Source organism: Fibrella aquatica (assembly GCF_041321135.1).
Classification (GTDB): domain Bacteria; phylum Bacteroidota; class Bacteroidia; order Cytophagales; family Spirosomataceae; genus Fibrella; species Fibrella aquatica.
On the sequence record NZ_JBGGWF010000005.1, the window covers coordinates 24,871 to 44,297 of the forward strand.

Annotated in this window: 18 protein-coding genes; 13 read left to right on the forward strand and 5 right to left on the reverse strand. The window is 52.1% G+C overall.

Translation table 11 applies throughout. The features are described from left to right. Positions 1-83 precede the first annotated feature (83 nt). The 9 genes from rfbF (at position 84) to ACAW87_RS13580 (ending at position 9,858) form a co-directional block, all read left to right on the forward strand. Entirely contained in the window at positions 84-854 is a 771-nt protein-coding gene (gene rfbF, locus ACAW87_RS13540; RefSeq protein ID WP_370723944.1) for a glucose-1-phosphate cytidylyltransferase, read from the forward strand. A gap of 109 nt (positions 855-963) precedes the next feature. After that, positions 964-2,052 (forward strand): CDP-glucose 4,6-dehydratase, encoded by a 1,089-nt coding sequence (gene rfbG, locus ACAW87_RS13545; protein ID WP_370723945.1) that lies wholly within the window; start codon positions 964-966, stop codon positions 2,050-2,052. Between the two features lie 128 nt (positions 2,053-2,180). Beyond that, a complete protein-coding gene (gene rfbC, locus ACAW87_RS13550; RefSeq protein ID WP_370723946.1) occupies positions 2,181-2,708 on the forward strand; it encodes a dTDP-4-dehydrorhamnose 3,5-epimerase in 528 nt (175 codons plus the stop codon). Positions 2,709-2,785: 77 nt separating this feature from the next. Next, on the forward strand, positions 2,786-4,012 hold the full coding sequence (locus ACAW87_RS13555) for a methyltransferase domain-containing protein (RefSeq protein WP_370723947.1): 1,227 nt from the start codon (positions 2,786-2,788) through the stop codon (positions 4,010-4,012). Between the two features lie 84 nt (positions 4,013-4,096). Beyond that, a complete protein-coding gene (locus ACAW87_RS13560) occupies positions 4,097-4,939 on the forward strand; it encodes an NAD-dependent epimerase/dehydratase family protein (protein WP_370723948.1) in 843 nt (280 codons plus the stop codon). Between the two features lie 103 nt (positions 4,940-5,042). Beyond that, entirely contained in the window at positions 5,043-6,635 is a 1,593-nt protein-coding gene (locus ACAW87_RS13565; protein ID WP_370723949.1) for an autotransporter outer membrane beta-barrel domain-containing protein, read from the forward strand. A 14-nt stretch (positions 6,636-6,649) separates the two neighbouring features. After that, a complete protein-coding gene (locus ACAW87_RS13570) occupies positions 6,650-7,390 on the forward strand; it encodes a cephalosporin hydroxylase family protein (protein WP_370723950.1) in 741 nt (246 codons plus the stop codon). Positions 7,391-7,410: 20 nt separating this feature from the next. Next, a complete protein-coding gene (locus tag ACAW87_RS13575; protein WP_370723951.1) occupies positions 7,411-8,649 on the forward strand; it encodes a glycosyltransferase family 2 protein in 1,239 nt (412 codons plus the stop codon). A 15-nt stretch (positions 8,650-8,664) separates the two neighbouring features. Next, complete coding sequence (locus ACAW87_RS13580; protein WP_370723952.1) at positions 8,665-9,858, forward strand: glycosyltransferase family 4 protein; 1,194 nt, start codon at positions 8,665-8,667, stop codon at positions 9,856-9,858. Positions 9,859-10,018: 160 nt separating this feature from the next. On the opposite strand, the gene ACAW87_RS13585 is transcribed toward ACAW87_RS13580, so the two are convergent. The 4 genes from ACAW87_RS13585 to ACAW87_RS13600 all read right to left on the reverse strand — a co-directional run bounded on the left by ACAW87_RS13585 (position 10,019) and on the right by ACAW87_RS13600 (position 14,402). Then, on the reverse strand, positions 10,019-10,783 hold the full coding sequence (locus ACAW87_RS13585; RefSeq protein WP_370723953.1) for a glycosyltransferase family 2 protein: 765 nt from the start codon (positions 10,781-10,783) through the stop codon (positions 10,019-10,021). A gap of 150 nt (positions 10,784-10,933) precedes the next feature. Next, positions 10,934-11,326 carry a DUF2304 domain-containing protein gene (locus ACAW87_RS13590; RefSeq protein WP_370723954.1) on the reverse strand — a complete coding sequence of 131 codons (393 nt, stop codon included), beginning with the start codon at positions 11,324-11,326 and terminating at the stop codon, positions 10,934-10,936. A 112-nt stretch (positions 11,327-11,438) separates the two neighbouring features. Then, positions 11,439-12,164, reverse strand: coding sequence for a glycosyltransferase family 2 protein (locus tag ACAW87_RS13595; protein WP_370723955.1), 726 nt, complete (start codon positions 12,162-12,164; stop codon positions 11,439-11,441). 114 nt (positions 12,165-12,278) lie between these two features. Beyond that, on the reverse strand, positions 12,279-14,402 hold the full coding sequence (locus tag ACAW87_RS13600) for a DUF7657 domain-containing protein (protein ID WP_370723956.1): 2,124 nt from the start codon (positions 14,400-14,402) through the stop codon (positions 12,279-12,281). Positions 14,403-14,654: 252 nt separating this feature from the next. Here ACAW87_RS13600 and ACAW87_RS13605 point away from each other — a divergent pair, with 252 nt between their 5' ends. The 4 genes from ACAW87_RS13605 (at position 14,655) to arr (ending at position 18,093) form a co-directional block, all read left to right on the forward strand. Beyond that, on the forward strand, positions 14,655-15,677 hold the full coding sequence (locus tag ACAW87_RS13605; protein ID WP_370723957.1) for a lysylphosphatidylglycerol synthase transmembrane domain-containing protein: 1,023 nt from the start codon (positions 14,655-14,657) through the stop codon (positions 15,675-15,677). A 21-nt stretch (positions 15,678-15,698) separates the two neighbouring features. Then, the gene (locus tag ACAW87_RS13610) at positions 15,699-16,457 is read left to right on the forward strand and encodes a hypothetical protein (protein ID WP_370723958.1); all 759 of its coding nucleotides are present in this window, start codon (positions 15,699-15,701) and stop codon (positions 16,455-16,457) included. Positions 16,458-16,498: 41 nt separating this feature from the next. Beyond that, positions 16,499-17,530 (forward strand): PDDEXK nuclease domain-containing protein, encoded by a 1,032-nt coding sequence (locus ACAW87_RS13615; protein WP_370723959.1) that lies wholly within the window; start codon positions 16,499-16,501, stop codon positions 17,528-17,530. A gap of 125 nt (positions 17,531-17,655) precedes the next feature. Further along, on the forward strand, positions 17,656-18,093 hold the full coding sequence (gene arr / locus ACAW87_RS13620) for an NAD(+)--rifampin ADP-ribosyltransferase (protein WP_370723960.1): 438 nt from the start codon (positions 17,656-17,658) through the stop codon (positions 18,091-18,093). 64 nt (positions 18,094-18,157) lie between these two features. Here arr and ACAW87_RS13625 read toward each other — a convergent pair whose 3' ends face one another. Then, complete coding sequence (locus ACAW87_RS13625; protein ID WP_370723961.1) at positions 18,158-19,306, reverse strand: glycoside hydrolase family 18 protein; 1,149 nt, start codon at positions 19,304-19,306, stop codon at positions 18,158-18,160. Positions 19,307-19,427: the final 121 nt, after the last annotated feature.

Genomic DNA, 19,427 nt, shown 5'->3' on the forward strand with positions numbered 1-19,427 from the left:
AAAATTGGAGTGGGCCTATTTATCATCAGGTAGGTTGCCTTAACTTGCCTGAGCTAACCCATAGCGTAGTAGCCCGCGCACCCATGAAAGTTGTGATTCTGGCCGGCGGCCTCGGTACTCGTCTCAGCGAGGAAACGGTCGTAAAGCCCAAACCGATGGTCGAAATCGGCGGTATGCCGATTCTTTGGCACATCATGAAAATATATTCGGCTCACGGCTATAACGAGTTCATCGTTTGCCTGGGTTATAAAGGATATATCATTAAAGAGTTCTTCGCGAACTACTTCCTCCACCAGTCTGACGTCACGATCGACTTAAGTACCAACGAAATATCGGTACACACGTCACAGGCCGAACCCTGGAAAGTGACCCTCGTTGATACGGGATTGAACAGCATGACCGGCGGTCGGCTTCGTCGGGTACGTCATCATATTGGCAACGAGCCGTTTATGCTAACCTATGGTGACGGCGTCGGCGACGTTGATATCACAAAGCTCGTTGCGTTTCACGAAGCGCATGGCAAGAAATGCAGCCTCACGGCGGTGCAGCCCTCGGCCCGGTTCGGTGCCCTCGATGTGAACGACATCAACGGCGTTCGGTCGTTCCTCGAAAAGCCAAAAGGTGACGGTGCCTGGATCAACGGCGGCTTTTTTGTTTGCGACCCCTCTGTCATTGACCTCATCGAAGGCGACGACACCACCTGGGAGCGTTATCCCATGGAAACACTGGCTGCCGAAGGCGAGATGATGGCCTTCCGCCACAACGGCTTCTGGAAACCAATGGATACCCTGCGCGACAAAACCGAACTCGAAAACGCCTGGACAAGTGGTCAGGCGGAATGGAAAGTTTGGTAAAAAAGAGTTTGTCGTTTGATGTTTGTGGTTTGACGTTGCCTATCAACCACATGTTGACTTAGCAGCGCAACATCAAACCACAAACATCAAACGACAAACCAATCTGTTCATGTTCAACGATATCTACCAACATAAAACCGTTTTTCTGACGGGGCATACGGGCTTTAAGGGGTCGTGGCTGTCGTATTGGCTGAAACAGCTGGGGGCCAACGTGGTTGGCTATTCGCTGCCTGCGCCTACTACGCCGAGCCACCACGCGCTGCTGGCGCTGGGGCAACCGGAAACGCTGGCCGATCTGAACAACGTACCTGAGCTGACGAAGGCGATGCATACCGCACAGCCTGAGATCGTCATTCACATGGCCGCTCAGCCGTTGGTGCGCGAATCGTATCGAACACCGCTGGAAACGCTGGAAACCAATATTCTGGGCACTGCCCGCCTGCTGGAAGCCGTTCGGCAAACGCCGTCGGTACGGGCCGTCGTGATCGTGACCAGCGATAAATGCTATGAGAACCCGGAAGACGGTCGCCCATTGCGCGAGACCGATCCGATGGGTGGCTTCGATCCGTACAGCGTCTCGAAAGGGGCGGCTGAACTGATTACGGCTAGCTACCGCAACTCGTTTTTCAACTCGGCTCAATACGGTCAATCGCATCAGGTGCTGGTGGCGAGCGTGCGAGCGGGCAACGTCATTGGCGGCGGCGATTGGGCAGTTGACCGACTCATTCCCGACCTGATTCGGAGTACCCAACTCAATATTCCGGTAGAGATTCGGAATCCGCTGGCGGTTCGTCCGTGGCAACACGTGTTGGAACCGCTATCGGGCTATTTGCTGGTTGGGCAGAAGCTCCTGGAAGGCAAGATACCTGCCGCCGAGGGCTGGAATTTTGGCCCTGCACCTACCGATGTGTTGCCCGTTCGCGACGTCATTGCCCACGCCCGCGCCGAATGGTCGGCCATTCAGTGCAACGAACATCCGTCGGACGCGAATCCGCACGAGGCGCATCTGCTGTCGCTGGATTGTACCAAAGCGCATCAGCAACTAGGCTGGACACCCGTCTGGAACACCGAAACCGCCATTCAGCGCACGATAGCCTGGTACCGCGATTATTACCAGAACGGAGCCGTGCATACCGACGCCGATCTGCGGGCCTACACGTCGCAGGCCGAGGCGGCTAACCAACCCTGGGCGATGTGAAATGTTCGATGTCTAAAAGTCTAATGTCCAATGTTTAAAGTCCAACGTTTAGTACTTAAAAAGCGATCTTATGTGCTGATTAGTAACGCTTTGGACATTAGACCTTGGACCTTAAACTCCCTCAATTCATGATCTTCCACCAACTAGACATACCCGGAGCGTACCTGATCACGCCTGCCCCCCGTGGCGACCATCGCGGCTGGTTCATGCGCACGTTTGACCGCGAGGCATTTCTGGCGAAAGGTCTTTGTGCTGATTGGGTGCAGATGAATCACTCCATGACTGTTACTACGGGCAGCATTCGGGGCATGCATTTTCAGCACGTACCTGCGGCCGAAATAAAACTGGTTCGTTGCGTAGCCGGTCGCGTGTTCGATGTGCTGGTCGATCTCCGGCCCGATTCGCCCACGCATAGGCAGTGGTTTGGCGCTGAGCTATCGGCCGAAAATCAGCAGATGCTGTACATTCCCGAAGGATGCGCCCACGGTTTTCAGACACTCGAACCCAATTGCGAACTGGTTTATTGCCACAGCACCGCCTACGCCCCCGAATATGAGGATGGCGTTCGTTACAACGATCCGAAACTAAACATAACCTGGCCCCTGCCCATAGCGGATATATCTGCCCGTGATTTGGGGTTCGCTTCACTCAATTAAGAATTAAGAATGAAGAATTAAGGCTGGAATGCAGCGCGGTGATTCTTCATTCTTAATTCTTCATTCTTAATTGAAATATGACCTGCCGATTCTGCCATACACCGCTTGAGCACGTCTTTATTGACCTGTTCAATTCACCCGCCTCGAACTCGTTTCTGACGGCCGAACAGCTCAATGAGCCCGAAACGTTTTATCCGTTAAAGGTCTTTACCTGTCCAACCTGTTTCTTGGTGCAGGTCGATGAGTACAAGAAGTCGGACGCTATTTTCGACAGCGACTACGTCTACTTTTCGTCGTTTTCGACTAGCTGGCTGGCTCACTCAAAACGCTACGTGGAGGCCATGACCGAGCGGTTCGGGCTAAACGGGCAGTCGCTGGTGGTGGAAGTAGCCTCGAATGATGGCTACCTGCTTCAGTATTTCGTGGAGAAACAGATTCCGGTGCTGGGTATTGAACCAACTGCCAATACCGCCGCCGCCGCTATCGAAAAAGGTGTGACAACCATCACCCGTTTCTTCGGTACCGAACTGGCGAGCGAGCTGAGAGGTCAGGGCACCGGTGCTGATTTGCTCCTGGGTAATAACGTGCTGGCACACGTACCCAACATCGTTGATTTTGTGAAGGGTATGAGCATCCTGCTCAATCCCGAAGGCGTGGTCACGATGGAGTTTCCGCACCTGTTGCAGTTGGTCGAAAACAACCAGTTCGACACCATATACCACGAGCATTTCTCGTACCTCTCGTTCACGACTGTCAGCCAGATTTTTGCGGCGCAGGGGCTGGTCATGTTCGACGTCGATGAACTGCCCACCCACGGCGGCTCACTGCGGATTTACGCCAAACATGAAGCTGATCAGAGCAAGTCAATCTCGCCTAACGTGGCGGCGATGATCCAGAAAGAAGCCGAAACGGGCCTGACCACGATGGCGTATTACGAAGGTTTCCAGCAGCGCGCTTTAAACGTGAAGCTTGATCTGCTCGACTTCCTGACGAAACAAAAGCGGGCGGGTAAATCAGTGGCGGCCTATGGGGCAGCGGCGAAAGGAAACACGCTCCTGAACTACTGCGGCGTAAAAAGCGACCTGATCGATTTCGTGGTGGATGCCAACCCGGCTAAACAGAACAAGTTTCTCCCCGCCAGCCACATCCCGGTTGTCGATGAAGCAACGCTGAAGGCTCGGAAACCCGACTTTGTGCTGATTCTCCCTTGGAACCTCCGCGACGAAATCACGAAGCAACTGTCGTACATTTCGGAGTGGGGCGGACAGTTCGTTATGCCCATTCCGGAAGTGAAAGTGTTGTAATTGTAGCACCGAAGCTCCAGCTTCGGTAGTTATTGAAATACATAACCATTACCGAAGCTGGAGCTTCGGTGCTACAGTTCACAAATGCATATTCTCGTCACCGGCGCATCGGGGTTTGTGGGGCAGCACGTGGTGCGGGCGTTGCTTGCGCGTGGGCATCGCGTTACGGCCTCGGCAACGAAGTCCGACAAGCTGGCTCAGTTCGACTGGGCCGATCAGGTGACGGTTGTACCGTATACGTTGCCAACGGCGGGTGATAATCAGAATCTGTACACCTACTTCGGCCAGCCCGACGCGCTGATGCACCTTGCCTGGCAGGGGTTACCCAATTACAGGTCGTCGTTTCACCTCGATCAAAACCTGTTTCCGCATTACCTGTTTCTTAAAAATCTGATTAAGAATGGGTTAACTGATATAACGGTTACTGGCACGTGTTTTGAGTACGGTATGCAAAGTGGTTGTTTATCCGAAGAACTGGTAACGTACCCAGCCAATCCGTATGGACTTGCCAAGGACTCGCTCCGGCGTTTTCTGGGTACGTTGCAGACCGAATATTCGTTTGTTCTGAAGTGGGCGAGGCTGTTTTATATGTACGGTCCCGGCCAAAGCCCCAACTCGATCCTGCCGTTGCTGGAGCGGGCCGTGGCGGCGGGCGAACCGGTATTCAACATGTCGGGCGGCGAACAATTGCGTGATTATTTGCCTATTGAAACGGTGGCAACGTACCTGAGTCAGATTGCTGAACAGCGGGCGGTGACGGGCGTTATCAACTGTTGCAGTGGACAACCCATTTCGGTGCGGAGATTAGTCGAAGAACACCTTCAACGGCTCAATGCCCTTATTACGTTAAATTTAGGCCATTACCCATACCCCGATTACGAACCCATGGCGTTCTGGGGCAACAACAAAAAGTTAAAGAGCATATGAGGATTAATAATAACCTCTATGTGTATAACCGATTCTCAGTTTTGTACTATAGCACTATTTCATAGCTTTGACTTTTGTCAACCAAAAGCAAATTTCATTCACTATGAAATACCTATCCCTCCTATTTACTATCTGCTTATCCTCTACCCTGTATGCGCAAAATAATTATGTGCAGATGGGGTCTGCTTCTGCTACGCCTGGAGCCAATAATTTCCTACATGGTATCAACGTTGGCAATGCAACAATGACAGGAGGTAATAACATGGCTATTGGTATTGAAACAGGCATGAGTCTGACGTCTGGATCTGACAACATGTTTATCGGCCAACAGGCTGGACGTGTCAGCACAACCGGTACAAGAAACATGTTCATCGGCTATCGATCAGGTATTTTAAACACGACAGGAGCATACAACACCTTTATTGGACAAGGGGCAGGCGTAAGTAATACGGAAGGATATAGTAATTCTTTCTTCGGCACTCAGGCCGGACTTTTAAATACAACAGGATTCTATAATGCTTTCATAGGTGGTGATGCTGGTCATTTCAACACAACCGGAAATAATAATGCCTTCATTGGTACATCTACGGGTTACAAGAATACTGAGGGATCGTACAATGCTTTTATTGGGCATGGAGCTGGTCTTGAAAATATCTACGGAAATTATAACACATATGTAGGGGCTTTATCAGGGCTTTGGGGGCAAACAGGTACAAGTAATGCTTTCATGGGGTACATGTCTGGATACAACAACAACTCAGGCAATGCCAATGCATTCCTTGGTTATCAGGCAGGTTATCAAAACTATAACGGTAGTCAAAATGCGTTTGTTGGCTATCAAGCAGGTTTCGCGAATCAAGTGAACCAATACGGTACATACGTGGGATATCAGGCGGGTTATAGTGCTCAGGCAGACTCAAATACGTGTGTTGGCTATAAGGCCGGCTATCAGCTCGTAGGTGGTAAAAGCAATACATACTTCGGTGCTAATGCTGGCCGTAATAATGTAAGCGGCAGCCGTAATACGTATGTTGGCCGTAACGCTGGTCCAGCCGCGACCAATACAGATGACAACGTGTATGTTGGTTATGAAGCCGGACAGTTAGATCAGGGTTCTCAGAATACATTCCTTGGAACCGAATCAGGAGTATTAGCTGCTAACAATCAACCGCTTCACAATGCAACAGCGGTGGGCGCAGGGGCCAAGGTTGCCGTCAGCGACGCAATTGTGTTGGGAAACAACGCCAATGTTGGTGTGGGTACGTCCTCGCCAACCAGCCGATTACACGTTGTTGGCGAAAATGCGGACGAATCAGGTCTTCGTTTAGAAAAACTTACGGCCAATAGCCCTGTAACAGCTAATACGGATCAATTTTTGACAGTGAATGAGAAAGGAGAGGTCGTGAAAGGTCGTTATCGCCTACAGATCAGCCAGGTAACTGATTGGAGCGATAAGGTTTTCTCACCAACCTATAAGCTAATGCCGCTTGAGGAAGTAGCTGCCTTCGTTAAAAAAGCGCATCACCTGCCATCAGTTCCCTCCGCCGAAACGGTGGTGAAAGAGGGTATTGATGTTGCCCAGTTGAATGCCAAGTTGTTGGAAAAAATAGAAGAACTAACGCTGTATCTGATCGAACAGAAACAGCAAATCAGTGAGTTAAAACAAGAAGTCGCCAATTTAAAGTCGAAGCGATAAACCCAGAAAATTGTATGACCACAACAGCCAACCCCGTCGAGGAATTTAAGCAGGAACGTGCCGAGCGCGTAGCCACTTATGCCCAACCAAGTGATTTGCGCGAAGCCGCCGCCGCGTTCAACGTTACGTCGAATCGCGACAAGTATTCGTACAACTTCTCGTGGATGGGTCGCCCCATTATTCAGTATCCGCAAGACATGATTGCCATGCAGGAACTGATCTGGGACATTAAGCCTGACCTGATTATCGAAACGGGGATTGCCCACGGTGGTTCGCTAATCTACTACGCCTCGCTGATGGAACTCATCGGAAAAGGCGAAGTGATCGGCATCGACATTGACATTCGCGAGCATAATCGCCGCGAGATTGAAGCGCACCCGATGTTCAAGCGAATTCAGATGATTCAGGGGTCGGCGATTGATGAAGAATTGGTGGCCGAAGTAGCCCGCCGGGCCGAAGGCAAACAGACGATCATGGTCTGCCTCGACTCAAACCACACGCACGACCACGTACTGCGCGAACTCGAACTATACGCACCTTTCGTAACGGTTGGTTCATACTGCGTTGTGTTCGACACGATCGTTGAAGATATGCCCAAAGGTGCTTACGAACGACCCTGGGATGTGGGTAACAACCCGAAAACCGCCGTTTGGGAGTACATGAAAACGAACGATAACTTCGAAATTGATCACAGCATCGACAATAAACTGCTGATCTCTGTAGCACCGGAAGGCTATCTGAAGCGGGTGAAGTAAGCGTTATCGTCAAGCACTTTATGGCGCAATTGCCTCAGCTAACCATTATTATTCCGACCAGAAACAGGGCGGAAACGCTGGTTCATACCCTACGCACCTGTACCGAACAAGACTACGACCACCTGCGGATTATCGTTTCTGACAATATGAGTTCAGATGATACGCGACAGGTGGTCGCGGCTTGTGGTGATCCCCGTGTGGAGTATATCAATCCGGGTAAATCACTCAGCATGTCGCACCACTGGGAATTTGCGCTTTCGCACGTGACGAGCGGCTACGTGAGTGTGCTGGGCGACGACGACGGATTTACGCCGGGAGCCGTTCGGGAAGCAGCTACGATTATTGCTAAAACGGGTACCAAAGCCTTATCTACCAATTACGGGCTGTACTGGTGGCCGTCTGTATTCGATGCTAGCCGGGCCAACCAGCTACACGTCAGCTTTCGGTCTGGCTATCAAACGCTGGATGCGGCTGCTGAATTAGGCCATGTTATCGCCGGGAAAAAGCATTATCTGGCCATCCCCTGTCTGTATAACTCCTTTATCCACTGCTCGCTGATCGAGGCTGCCAAACAGCCGACAGGTACGTTCTTCCATTCGCAGATTCCCGACGTGTATTCGAGCGTAGCCATCACCGGTCTGCTCGATACGTTTGTGTATTCGCAAAAAAGCTTGAAAGTGTTTGGCGTATCGGGCAAGAGCAACGGAGCTGCTCACTTGGGAAAACCGGGGAACGAAGCCGTCGCCAAACTCTTTTATCAGGAGGAAACGATTCCTATTCACCCGATGGCGTCAAATACACTCGGTAAATCGATCGGGTTGATTATCGGCGAATCACTGCTTCAATCATTCGACGCGGGATTAAATCAGGCCTGGAAAGCGAAGTTCGACTGGCAAATTTTCTTCGAAGCGGCTATCCGGGAAGCAAATACCACGGGGGTAGGGCAGAAAGAGGAGATCTACCGAAACATCCGCGAAATTGCGCAGAAGAACAACGTACCTGAGTACGATTCGGCTGATCTCGAAAATCGCACTATGATCGCTTCGTCGGCCGTAAGCGTGGTATCGAGGCTCAAGGATTTAGTCGTTATTGTAGACGCGCCACATTATGGCGTGGTCGATATTTTCGGTGCTTGTGCGCTCTATAACGCTGTTTACGAAAGGCCGTTGGCCCATCCGCATATCGTGTGGAGTACACTGTCTAAACTGACCGAAACGGCGGCCTTTAAAACGCTACTAAAGTATGTTGGTGTAAAGTAATCGTAGTCTAATACCTTGAACACATCTGTCACTTTTCTTCATCCTCACTGCATGTTGGCCGGGGGAGCCACCACGGTTCTGTTGGAAGAAACGCGGCGACTGGTGCGTGCCGGACAGTCGGTCTACGTGGTGTCGGTGCAGTCTGACCCGGCTATTGTGGCCGAGGCTAAGGCAGCAGGTGTGCAGTTTGTCGATGTGGGTGGGCCGCTGTCCTCCTCGATCTGGTTTTGGGTGCTCTATCCGCTTATGTACTGGCGCGTACATCGGGCCACGAAGCAGATAGGCTCGCCAGTGATCGTGTCGGAGCCGTTTCCCGCCAATTGGTGGGGGTGGTTTTACAAAAAGTTGAACCCATCGGTCCGGCTGGTCTATATCTGCCACGAGCCTACGGCCTTTATTTTCGAGATGGCCTGGATCAATTCCATCAAGCCCGATTACATGCGTTGGGGCTTGAAACTGATGAACCCGATCTTCCGCTGGGTCGAGCATACGCTCATGCCCTGTACCGACGAAGTAGTGGTAAACTCCGCCTATTCGGAGCGTACGGTGCTGGGTACGTTCCCGCAACTGGACCCGGCCAGGGTGAAGTTGGTGTACTGCGGCATCGACCATGACACCTTCCGGCCCCGGCCCGAAATCGTTCGGAAACCGCAGATCGCCGTGGTGGGTACGTTAACGAAGTTCAAGCGTGTAGACGTAGTGATCCGGGCCCTGAAGCTGCTTCAGCAACAGCCGGGATTCGAACGTACCCAATTACTGATCAAGGGAAAAGGCTTTGAAAAAGAGAATCTGCGTCAGCTAGTCAATGAATTAGGCCTGACCGATTCGGTGCAGATCATCGACCAGTTCTACTCTGGTGACCAACTGGCCGACTTGCTATGTAGCAGTCGCGTGTTTGTTCATGCTGCACATAACGAGCCCTTCGGATTGTCGCCCATCGAGGCAATGGCGTGTGGCACGCCCGCTGTAGTTACCGGAACCGGAGGCACCGCCGAAACCGTTGAAAATAACGTGTCGGGCCTGTATTTCGATTACCAGAGTGAAGCCGATCTTGCCCGGCAACTCCATCGTCTCTTATCGGATGATTCCCTCTGGCAACGCTTATCAGAAGGCGCCATTCGCCACGCCGAGCAGTTTAACTGGGAGAAAACTACCACTAATCTGAGCCGGCTATTGGCTGCGCCGGAGGGAGTTAGTGCAGAACTGTAACGACCGCGTTTTTTGTCATCCCGACGTCAGGAGGGATCTTGGCTAGTAGCTAACAATGCTTGCTGTTACCGAAGATCCCTCCTGACGTCGGGATGACAAAAAAAGACTTAAAAGGCCACGCGAAAGCACCACAGTGCGTAAAGCGACTCTTGCTTAAAGGCTACTTCAACACCCGATACACGCCCGTGATAAGTTGATTGTGCAGGCTGTGTAATCCTCGAACAAGGGGCGACGACATGTGCCGACGGAGGGTTTCGAAATCTTCCTGAAACTGAGGTACGTACTGACTTCCACCTTTCGAGGCTGAATGAATGCGAAAGACCGAAAATAGCTGCTTACTAACCGCTGGAGCCTGTAATTGCGCCAGCCGGAGCCACCAGTCATAATCCATCGTGTAGCGCAGGTCTTCGCGCAGGTAGCCCAACTGCTGGTGTACTGACCGCCGCCAGAACGTGGCGGGCTGGCAAACGGCATTGGTAACACCCAGAAAAGCAGCGGGGGATAGGGACCGAAGCAGCCGTTTATACTGACGAATGGGCTCCTGAATGGTCTGCCCTGCTTCGTCTACAATCTGGCAGTCGCCCGTTAGCCAGACCGTATCGGGATTGGCGGCGAAGAACGTACCTACAGCTTGTAGCGTACCGGGCAGAAAATAATCGTCGGAATTGAGCCAGCAAACAATGTCGCCGGTAGCCATACGCAGGCCTTTATTGATTGCATCGGTTTGCCCCCGGTCACGCTCGGTAATGAACGTCAGCTGGCCGCGGTACGGGGCTACTACGTCGGCGGTGTGGTCGGTCGAAGCGCCGTCGATGATCAGGTATTGCAGGTTCGGGTATCCCTGGCTTAGTACAGACTCAATGGTTTGGCCGATGAACTGCCCCTGATTGTACGATGGCGTGATAACGGTAATGGAAGGCAGCATATGAGCTCTTCCCGATTTGGAATCGGGAAGTTAGAACAGCGCGTTTGTAACGCGAGTGAGGAAATTCATTCGTCTGCGCGTTACAAACGCGCTGTCAGTAGCTTCCCGATTGCAAATCGGAAAGAGCAACCAAGTGATTACTTATACGGCCTACTCAACAGCTGATACTGGCTCTTTTTCGGCAATGAGCTGCTGTTGTCGTTGGAGTTCCAGCTTCATGTAGGCCATTTCGTGGGTCAAGGTTTTGATCTGGCTTTGCAGCTTGGAGTTGACCACCGAGAGGTGAACCAGAAAGACAATGATGGCAAAAATGGCCGCCAGGAAGATCAGCGAAGGCGGGTAATACACACCCAGCCAAAGTGAAATCTGCTCGAGCCCTTTTCGCCAGATCGAGAACACGATCAGGATCAGCGTGCAGAGAATCCAGACAATGGAATACTCTTCGCGCAGCCGCCCCTGAATGATCAGCCGGAAGATCATGATCATAAAGATCGACGCCCCGACGATGCTGACCAGCTGTATGACAAATGATAGACCTTCCATTTGTAAAAGAGTTTACTGTTTACCGTTTGCTGTTTACCGTTGCGCTGCTTAGGCAAGTTACGTTGATCAGGCAGCGCAACAGTAAGCAGCAAACGGTAAACAGTAAACTTTTTCAAACTGCCTTCAGTCCCTTTCCCCGCAACCGCAGGTAGATGAACAGAATGCCGAGCGATACTTTGGCCATGTAATAAACGGCGCGACTGCTGTTGATGCTCGATACGCCGCCTTGCCGCTCCTGCATCAAGACGGGTACTTCCATCATCCGTAGTCCGTACAGGCCGAATTGCACAATGGCTTCTGGTTCAGGGTATTCGTCGGGGTAATAACGCTCTACCACGGCCAGTGTTTTGCGGTTGAACGCCCGAAAACCCGACGTGCTGTCGTGTACCGTTTGCCCGATGAGCAACTGATTCAGCCACCGGAAATACTGGATACCCATTCGCCGGGTTAGCGAGGACTGAAACCCTTCTTTGGTCAGAAACCGTGAGCCAATCACTACGTCGGCCTTATCCTGCAAGAGGGGCGTCAGAATCTTCGACAATTCATTGGCCGGATGTTGCCCATCACCGTCCATCTGCACCGCCGCATCGTAACCGTGACGGTAAGCGTACTTGTAGCCAGCGTGCATAGCGCCGCCAATACCCAAGTTCACCGGCAAATCGAGGTACAGACAACCCAGCGTCCGAATGATCTCGATCGACTTATCCGTCGAGCAGTCATTGACCACCAGCACGTCGGCATCGAAGCCCTGCTGCCGGGTTGTGTGCTGAATAGTGCGCACCACCTCCGCAATAGAGGCCTGCTCGTTGAAACACGGTATGACGATGAGGATCTTCAAAATGAATTAAGGGTCTGTGGTTTGTCGTGTGTGGTTTGTAGTTGCGCTGCTGTAGAGAAATCCGTGCTATAGCAGCGCAACTACAAACTACACACAACAAACCACCAACTCGTTTTAGTCAATTCGTTCGTAGATGGTCATTGAGCCTAGTTCAACCGCTTTTTTCATGCAACGTATCTCGTACGGAATCTGCGGCGGGTGGTCGTAGAGCATGTATTTGACGTTCAGTTTCTTGAATTTCGGTGAGCAGGGATCGCCCGCGATTACGTACCCATCTTCGTATTGCTGGGCCAGAATCGTGGTGTCGCCCTGTGCGCCGTTGATGTACGTCTGGAACGTCACGTGGGCATAGCGGTTGTAGGCCGAGTCGCGCTTCATGGTCGGGTCCAGCACGCTGAAAATCTGCTTCCGGTTCGGAATGTATTTCACCCCCGTAATCTGTTTCGCGCCGGTGGCCGTGACCATGTAAGCCACGAACTGACTACCATTGACAACCCAACGGGCATCGGGGTCTTTATCGACCAGCGTTTTCACATTCTGGTACACGATGTTTTCGGTTAACGGTGTAAGGCCCTTCGAAAGCGGATTAGCTTTTAGATTCGGTAGCAGGAACAGGATGATACCCCCACAGAACAAGGCGATGCGATAGCGGATGTTCAGCGAAAACAGCAGCAACCCGTTCATCAGAATGAAAAACAGCACCGGCATAAACGTCTGGTCAGACCGAAGCATACCGTCCGAATCGTTCACGTTCACGTAGGCCGTGTACACTACAAAGGCGATGATGCCGACAATGGCAACGGGCGTAAACCAGCCAGGAATGGACTGTTTAATGTCGGCAAGGCTCACGTTACGGAGCGCGGCGAGGTACAGGAACAGCAGCACAATGCTACCCACGCCCATCGGAATCTGTCCGCGCCGGGTAGGTACCATGCTCATGAGCGAAGCATTAGCAATGGCTGCGGGGTAACCCACTTCGATCCAGAGCCACATCAGGCAAACGAACGCCATCGCGCCAACCAGCATCCAGTCAATGCGGCGGGTAAAGGCAAACAAGGCAATGGCCAGAGGCATTATTACCGGAGCGAAGTTCAGGTAGTGCGATAGTTCGCAGATGTTCATCCACCCTTTCGGAAACTGCTGATCGTTGAAAAACCAGCTGTAATACTCAGAATACCAGTTGGCCACAAAGCCTGTACCGCCCGTTTCGCTGCGCTTGCCGGGATAGACCGTACTGGTAACGGCTTTAATTGTTTCCTCAATATCGTTCTTGAAAATGTAGGCAACGATACCCGCCAGCGCAACGGCACCAACCAGACTGACCAGCTTGACCGGAATGGCTTTGATCGGAAAAATGGCTTCGCGTTCGTTGATAACGTACCCAATCAAAAGAAAGACGAAGAGGTAGGCCATTGGCACCTGATACGGCGGATACAGCCCGGTAGCGTAAGAAACAGCCAGCCAGATCAGCAAAAACGCAACGGGAATGTACACGCGCGGATTGGTGCTTCGGATCAGATACACCGCAGCCACAAACGCCGCCCCGCAATAGCCGATCATCGAGGAAGGGATAAACGACCACCAGACCGTGCCCGACGAGAGCAGCAACGTGAGTGACCCCGTCAGCGAAAGCCAGTATTGATTGCGGGTTACGAGCAGGAAAAATAGGAACGTACCCAGCAACAGAATGAGCGGACTGCTACAATACATCCAGGAGTAGCCGCGCTCTACGTCGAGAAACATGAAGCCCCAGTATCCGATTTTGAACAAAGCAATCGGATGTTTTACCGGAAGCGTCAGTAGCGGCGTTTTTAGCCCGCCAACCGCTTCGTTTTCGGCGGTGAAACCAGTGTTGGCGTTTGATAAAATCCAGGGGGCACCTACGGCGTAGTCGTCCATCCGAATGCGTTTCGGTGTACCGGCTACCAAGCCGCGTTTAGCAGGGCCACCGTCGGGAAGAATCTCGTTCCAGGCAGGCAGCGATACGTAGTGCCATTTGAAAAGAACGAACATTAGAAATACGCCGACAAACACACCCAACGTGATTTTTACGCGTTTATCGAACCAGATCAACGTACCTGGAGGAGCCGTTGGCGTAGGTTTAGGCGGGGCTGGAGGAACAACGGGGGCTGAAGCAACGGGAGCAGACCGCACCGGAGGCGGCGCCACAGGAGAGGCAACAGGACGTGGACGTTCAGTCGCCGGCGAATCGGCTGGTTTTTTACCTTTTTTACTCATTTGTTCAGTATGGGTCGGGCACTAAAAGGGCATTCCACTGCACTGTTGGGTACTCATCAAGCACTGCTTACGTTAAATGCCAGCATGAGGTTCTGATCACTTAATGAAGACAAGACTTGGTAACAGTGTAGCCTAATCAGACAAATTTACCAATTTTGCCGGTAGGGGATTCCAGTCGACCTGTTATTTTCGACCCCTTAAGCCGGTTATTAAGTCCCCACATCAAAGGCTGTGCCAACTCGATCTGTCTCCATGAAAAAGACGCTTAAACAGCTTTTGCCCATTGTTTTGGCGTTCGCCCTACTGGCCTACGCGCTGCGGGGAATGCCCCTGGCCAGCCTGCTCGATCAACTCTATAAAGCGTCGCCATTCTGGATAACGATTACCGCCCTCGTTATGGGTCTACAAACGCTGTTACGCGCCGTTCGTTGGCGGATGTTGCTACAGGGCCTCGGCTATACACCCTCGACCGGCCGGGCCATGTCGGCCATGCTCGCAGGTAGTGCGTCGGGTCTGATCATTCCGGGCTCAGGCGAGTTGCTGCGCTGTACGCTGCTGCAACGAAGCGACAACGTACCTATCACCGAAAGTGTGGGCTCGATCATCACCGAGCGGCTGGTCGATCTGCTGGCCACCGCTGTGTTTCTGATCGTAACGATTTTGCTCGAATCGGGCCGACTACTGGCCTACGTGCGCCAATATATGCAACCGCCGCCCTGGTTGGTAGCTGTGACAACCGGGCAGTGGATTGGCATCGCCGTAGCTGTTGGTGTATCTGTTCTGCTAGGAGTTTGGGGGTTGAAAAGTCTGGCGAAGCAAGCCTCGGTTCAACGGCTCGCCACCCGTTTTAAGGTGCGCGAACGCGTCGACGGTTTCCGGCGGGGATTGCTGAGTATCCGGCTCGTAAGTAGCCCGTCGCTCTACTGGCTGACCACGTTTTTCATCCATAGCCTGTCGCTGGTGGTGCTGACGGCCCTTTTCCGTGCCTTACCGATCACCGAAACATTGCCCAATTCGGCGGCGTTAACCGTTTTTGCCCTCACCTCGCTCGGCAGCCTGACCATCCCTACGCAGGCAAGTATCGGCTCCTATCATTTTTTGGCCAGTCGTGGGTTGGTGGCCTACGGGCTGCCTATCCTGGCGGGTACGGTCTGGGCTACATTTTCACACGCCATCATCACGCTGGTCAATCTGGTGTTCAGTGCTCTGGGCTTTCTGGCAGCGCTGCGCTTTCTGCGATCTAAAAAAACCTATAAGGTTTCCCAAACCTTATAGGTTTGAGAACGACTATTAATCATGCCCAGAATCGCCTTTCTCTTCCTGCTTCTGCTCACGGCCTGTTCCGACAAAAAGGAACGTACTCAGGCTGCTGCCGACGAACCAAGCTACACGCTGTTCTTTATTGACAAAAGCCTGAGTAATAGCAGTCTGTCAGAAGCACGAGCTACTTATGAACGTATAATTCGGGAAGCTATTACCGAGAATGTGCATCAGAAAGGCGATAAAGTGGTGGTGTATTACGTGCACGATAACACAGCCAAAGCCCGCGCCCTTTCGCTGACGGCCCGTACCCAGTTGCCCGATTCGGAAGGAGCCAGCCCCACCGACCGTGAAGCTGCTCAGTCGGATTATGAACTGCAGCTCACCCGCGAACAGGCCACGATGCAACGACAAGTCCTGACCAAACTCGATCAGCCTAACACCGACCTCTCGAACCAGCATACCGATTTGTGGGGAAGCCTCGACGTACTGGCCCGGGCCGATGAATCGGGGAAACAGGTACGTGCCTATTACCTGAGCGATATGGTCGAGAGCATGAACGCCCCCGGTCGCCGCGATTTCCACAAAACGCCCCCCGCGAGCAACGAACAAGCCGACGAATGGGCCAAAGCCGACGCTAAAAAGCTATCAGCGCAATACGTCATCGGCTCGCCCACGATCCGGCTCGTGTTGCCCTTCGCCGCCACGGCCTCGGCTAAAGAAAACAACCCGACCGTGACTCGTTATTGGCACACGCTGTTCGATGCAATGGGTGCCGCTGAGGTAGTAGAGTAATAAGGGCGGATTGGCTAACACCACACGTACATACCGTAACTATGACACAAGTACTACCCGATGATTATGGCCATTTGCTGGCTGATCTTAAAGCGACCATTCGCCAAACCCGCCTGCGGGCTATCGTCGTAGCCAATGCAGAATTATTACGCCTTTACTGGCACATTGGAAAAGCCATCCTAGAGAGGCAACAAACCGCGCAGTGGGGTTCGAAAGTGATAGAAAAGCTAGCAGAAGACTTACGGTCAGATTTCCCCGATATGCAGGGTTTGTCGCGTCGTAATTTGTTTTACATGCGCCAATTTGCGGAAGCCTACCCTGGTAGTGAATTCGTGCAACGGCCTGTTGCACAATTACCCTGGGCGCACCATGTCATCTTGCTCGACAAGGTTAAATCGGCCGAAATACGTAACTTCTACATTGCCAAAGCACTTGAGAACGGCTGGTCACGTGATATACTCAATCTGCAAATCAAGTCAGGGTTGCACGAGCGGCAGGGAAAAGCAATTACCAACTTCGATGATCGCCTGCCTGCTTTACAATCAGACCTTGCACAACAGTTGACCAAAGACCCCTACCTGTTCGATTTCCTGACGTTACAGGAAGATTACCAGGAGAAAGACCTCGAAAATGCCCTGACTGAGCACATTACCAAGTTTCTCCTTGAATTGGGCGCGGGGTTTGCATACGTTGGTAAGCAGTACCACCTCGAAGTTGGCGAACAGGATTTTTACCTCGACTTACTATTTTACCATTTGAAACTACGCAGCTACGTGGTCATCGAGCTGAAGCGTGGGAAGTTCCAGCCTGAGTTCGCTGGTAAATTGAACTTCTATCTGTCTGTTGTTGATGACCAACTCAAAACCGAGAACGACCAACCGAGTGTCGGCCTGTTGATTTGTCAGGATAAAGACAAAGTGGTTGCCGAATACGCCTTAAAAGACATAAATAAGCCCATTGGCATTGCCGAATATCGCCTTACTGAAAGTATTCCTGCCGACCTGCGGGGTACGTTGCCGAGTGTTGAGGACCTGGAACGTGAGTTGAGCCAAGCCACTGGAGTGGACAAATAGAAGACAACCCGACCGTGTTACTGGCACGTGCTGTTCAACGCAACAGGTGCAGCTGAAGCAGCAGAGTAGGGTTACCCTATCTGCCGACTTGTAATTTGCTTACCTAAAACGCTCAACTTATACCGATGGAAAAAGCCCAAAGCGAACAAAACGCGTTTCACAGCCCCTTCGCACAGACATTCCTACACGGAACAAAAGCCGACCTAGAGGTTGGGGACTTTATGACAGCCGGGTTCAACTCAAACTATGTTCAGGATGGTCAGTTGACTCACATTTACTTCACCGCAACGCTTGATGCGGCTGTCTGGGGCGCTGAACTGGCCCTTGGCGAGGGCCGTGAACGGATTTATCTGGTAGAACCCACGGGTGCCATCGAAGATGATCCGAATGTCACCAACAAGAAGTTTCCGGGTAACCCAACCATGTCTTACCGCTCACTTCATCCGCTTAAAGTGATTGGCGAGGTTATCAACTGGCAAGGGCATGCCCCAGAAAAGCTCAAGGCCATGAAAGACGGATTAGCTAAACTCAGGGAATTAGGGCTCGATGCAATAGAGAACTGAGCGGAATCTCATTGTCACTCGCCATAGGCAAGCGACAACGAAAGCGCTGGAGCTGAGGGTTCTGTTACTTTAAATCACGAATCAGCGCGTCTAGTAGCATCTTGTGCTTAAAGTCGTAGATGTACTCCCAGAACATGACGCCGGCCAGCCCTTTCTGTTTTACGTAGGCAGCCTTTGGTGTGAATGAGGCCTCGTCGGCGTAGGTGATGAAGGTGCGCGTTGTGGGGTTCCAGAGATAGGGAGCCTTCGCGTCGTCATCCCAGAAACGCGTGTAGCCGTTTTTGTTGATGTATTTATCCATCAGCTCATCGTGGCTAATGAACAGATGCTCACCTTTAGCAGGTTGATACAGTCCGTTATCCACGGCGGTCACGTCTTTCCAGCCCCGGCCGTAAAACGGAATACCCAGCACGATTTTGCTAGCCGGAACGCCCGCGCGGATGTGCCCCTCAACGGCAGAAATTGAGCTATTACGCGACTGATCACCTTTTTTTGACTGACCCAACGGGCTGTGGTGACCTGTCACTTTATCGTTTCCGTGGTAGAGGTCATAGGTCATGATGTTCACGTAATCCAGGTACTTGTGCGCCTTGTCGAGTTCGGTGTGGCTCACGAAAGCCGTGTCGCCCCCGGTGGCTGCCGTAAGCAGGTAGTGGTTGGCGCGGGTACGTTTGTCGAGCTTTCCTTGTTGATCGAGACCATCGCGTAAAGCTTTCAGAAAAAGTGTAAATGTCTGTTTGTCTTCGGGGCGAAAAATATTGCCCGCGCCAATCTGAGCCGGGTATTCCCAGTCAATATCCAGTCCGTCGAGCTTATGTTTTCTGAGCAGTGCCACGGCATCGTCGGTAAATTTCTGGCGGGAAGCGGGCGTCAACGCAGCATCCGAGAAGTACTTACAACCGCCCCAGCCCCCAATCGAAATCAGAATTTTCAGGTCTTTATTAATCGCCCGCAACGACGTCAGCGCTGCCAGATTCACGGAGTCGCGTGTAGTGAGCGGGGCCAATTTTCCGTTGGCGGCGGGCACGGCAAAAGCGTAGTTTATGTGTGTCAGCTTGTTAGCTTCAATCTGTTCTTTTGTCCAGCCTCCGCCTGATACATACCCAATCACCACGGGCCGGGCTACCTGCGCGGGAAGCGTGTTGGCCAGGCCGACAACAAGCAGGCCCGTGACCACATAAAGACGATTGATGAAGCGAAGAGTAAGTGACATGAGCATAGCTAAATACGGGGCTGGTATCAGCCAAAAATAAGCCTTGCTACCGTATTTTGGTTGCGTCTTGGTAGAAAAAGAAACCCGACCGATTCGTGAAAATATTACCTTAGGCGATGTG

What these genes read in the sequence shown, in the direction of transcription:
- rfbF (WP_370723944.1), top strand. Translation starts at nt 84, where the DNA reads ATGAAAGTTGTGATTCTGGCCGGCGGCCTCGGTACTCGTCTCAGCGAG.
- rfbG (WP_370723945.1), top strand. Translation starts at nt 964, where the DNA reads ATGTTCAACGATATCTACCAACATAAAACCGTTTTTCTGACGGGGCAT.
- rfbC (WP_370723946.1), top strand. Translation starts at nt 2,181, where the DNA reads ATGATCTTCCACCAACTAGACATACCCGGAGCGTACCTGATCACGCCT.
- ACAW87_RS13555 (WP_370723947.1), top strand. Translation starts at nt 2,786, where the DNA reads ATGACCTGCCGATTCTGCCATACACCGCTTGAGCACGTCTTTATTGAC.
- ACAW87_RS13560 (WP_370723948.1), top strand. Translation starts at nt 4,097, where the DNA reads ATGCATATTCTCGTCACCGGCGCATCGGGGTTTGTGGGGCAGCACGTG.
- ACAW87_RS13565 (WP_370723949.1), top strand. Translation starts at nt 5,043, where the DNA reads ATGAAATACCTATCCCTCCTATTTACTATCTGCTTATCCTCTACCCTG.
- ACAW87_RS13570 (WP_370723950.1), top strand. Translation starts at nt 6,650, where the DNA reads ATGACCACAACAGCCAACCCCGTCGAGGAATTTAAGCAGGAACGTGCC.
- ACAW87_RS13575 (WP_370723951.1), top strand. Translation starts at nt 7,411, where the DNA reads ATGGCGCAATTGCCTCAGCTAACCATTATTATTCCGACCAGAAACAGG.
- ACAW87_RS13585 (WP_370723953.1), bottom strand. Translation starts at nt 10,783, where the DNA reads ATGCTGCCTTCCATTACCGTTATCACGCCATCGTACAATCAGGGGCAG.
- ACAW87_RS13590 (WP_370723954.1), bottom strand. Translation starts at nt 11,326, where the DNA reads ATGGAAGGTCTATCATTTGTCATACAGCTGGTCAGCATCGTCGGGGCG.
- ACAW87_RS13600 (WP_370723956.1), bottom strand. Translation starts at nt 14,402, where the DNA reads ATGAGTAAAAAAGGTAAAAAACCAGCCGATTCGCCGGCGACTGAACGT.
- ACAW87_RS13605 (WP_370723957.1), top strand. Translation starts at nt 14,655, where the DNA reads ATGAAAAAGACGCTTAAACAGCTTTTGCCCATTGTTTTGGCGTTCGCC.
- ACAW87_RS13610 (WP_370723958.1), top strand. Translation starts at nt 15,699, where the DNA reads ATGCCCAGAATCGCCTTTCTCTTCCTGCTTCTGCTCACGGCCTGTTCC.
- ACAW87_RS13615 (WP_370723959.1), top strand. Translation starts at nt 16,499, where the DNA reads ATGACACAAGTACTACCCGATGATTATGGCCATTTGCTGGCTGATCTT.
- arr (WP_370723960.1), top strand. Translation starts at nt 17,656, where the DNA reads ATGGAAAAAGCCCAAAGCGAACAAAACGCGTTTCACAGCCCCTTCGCA.
- ACAW87_RS13625 (WP_370723961.1), bottom strand. Translation starts at nt 19,306, where the DNA reads ATGTCACTTACTCTTCGCTTCATCAATCGTCTTTATGTGGTCACGGGC.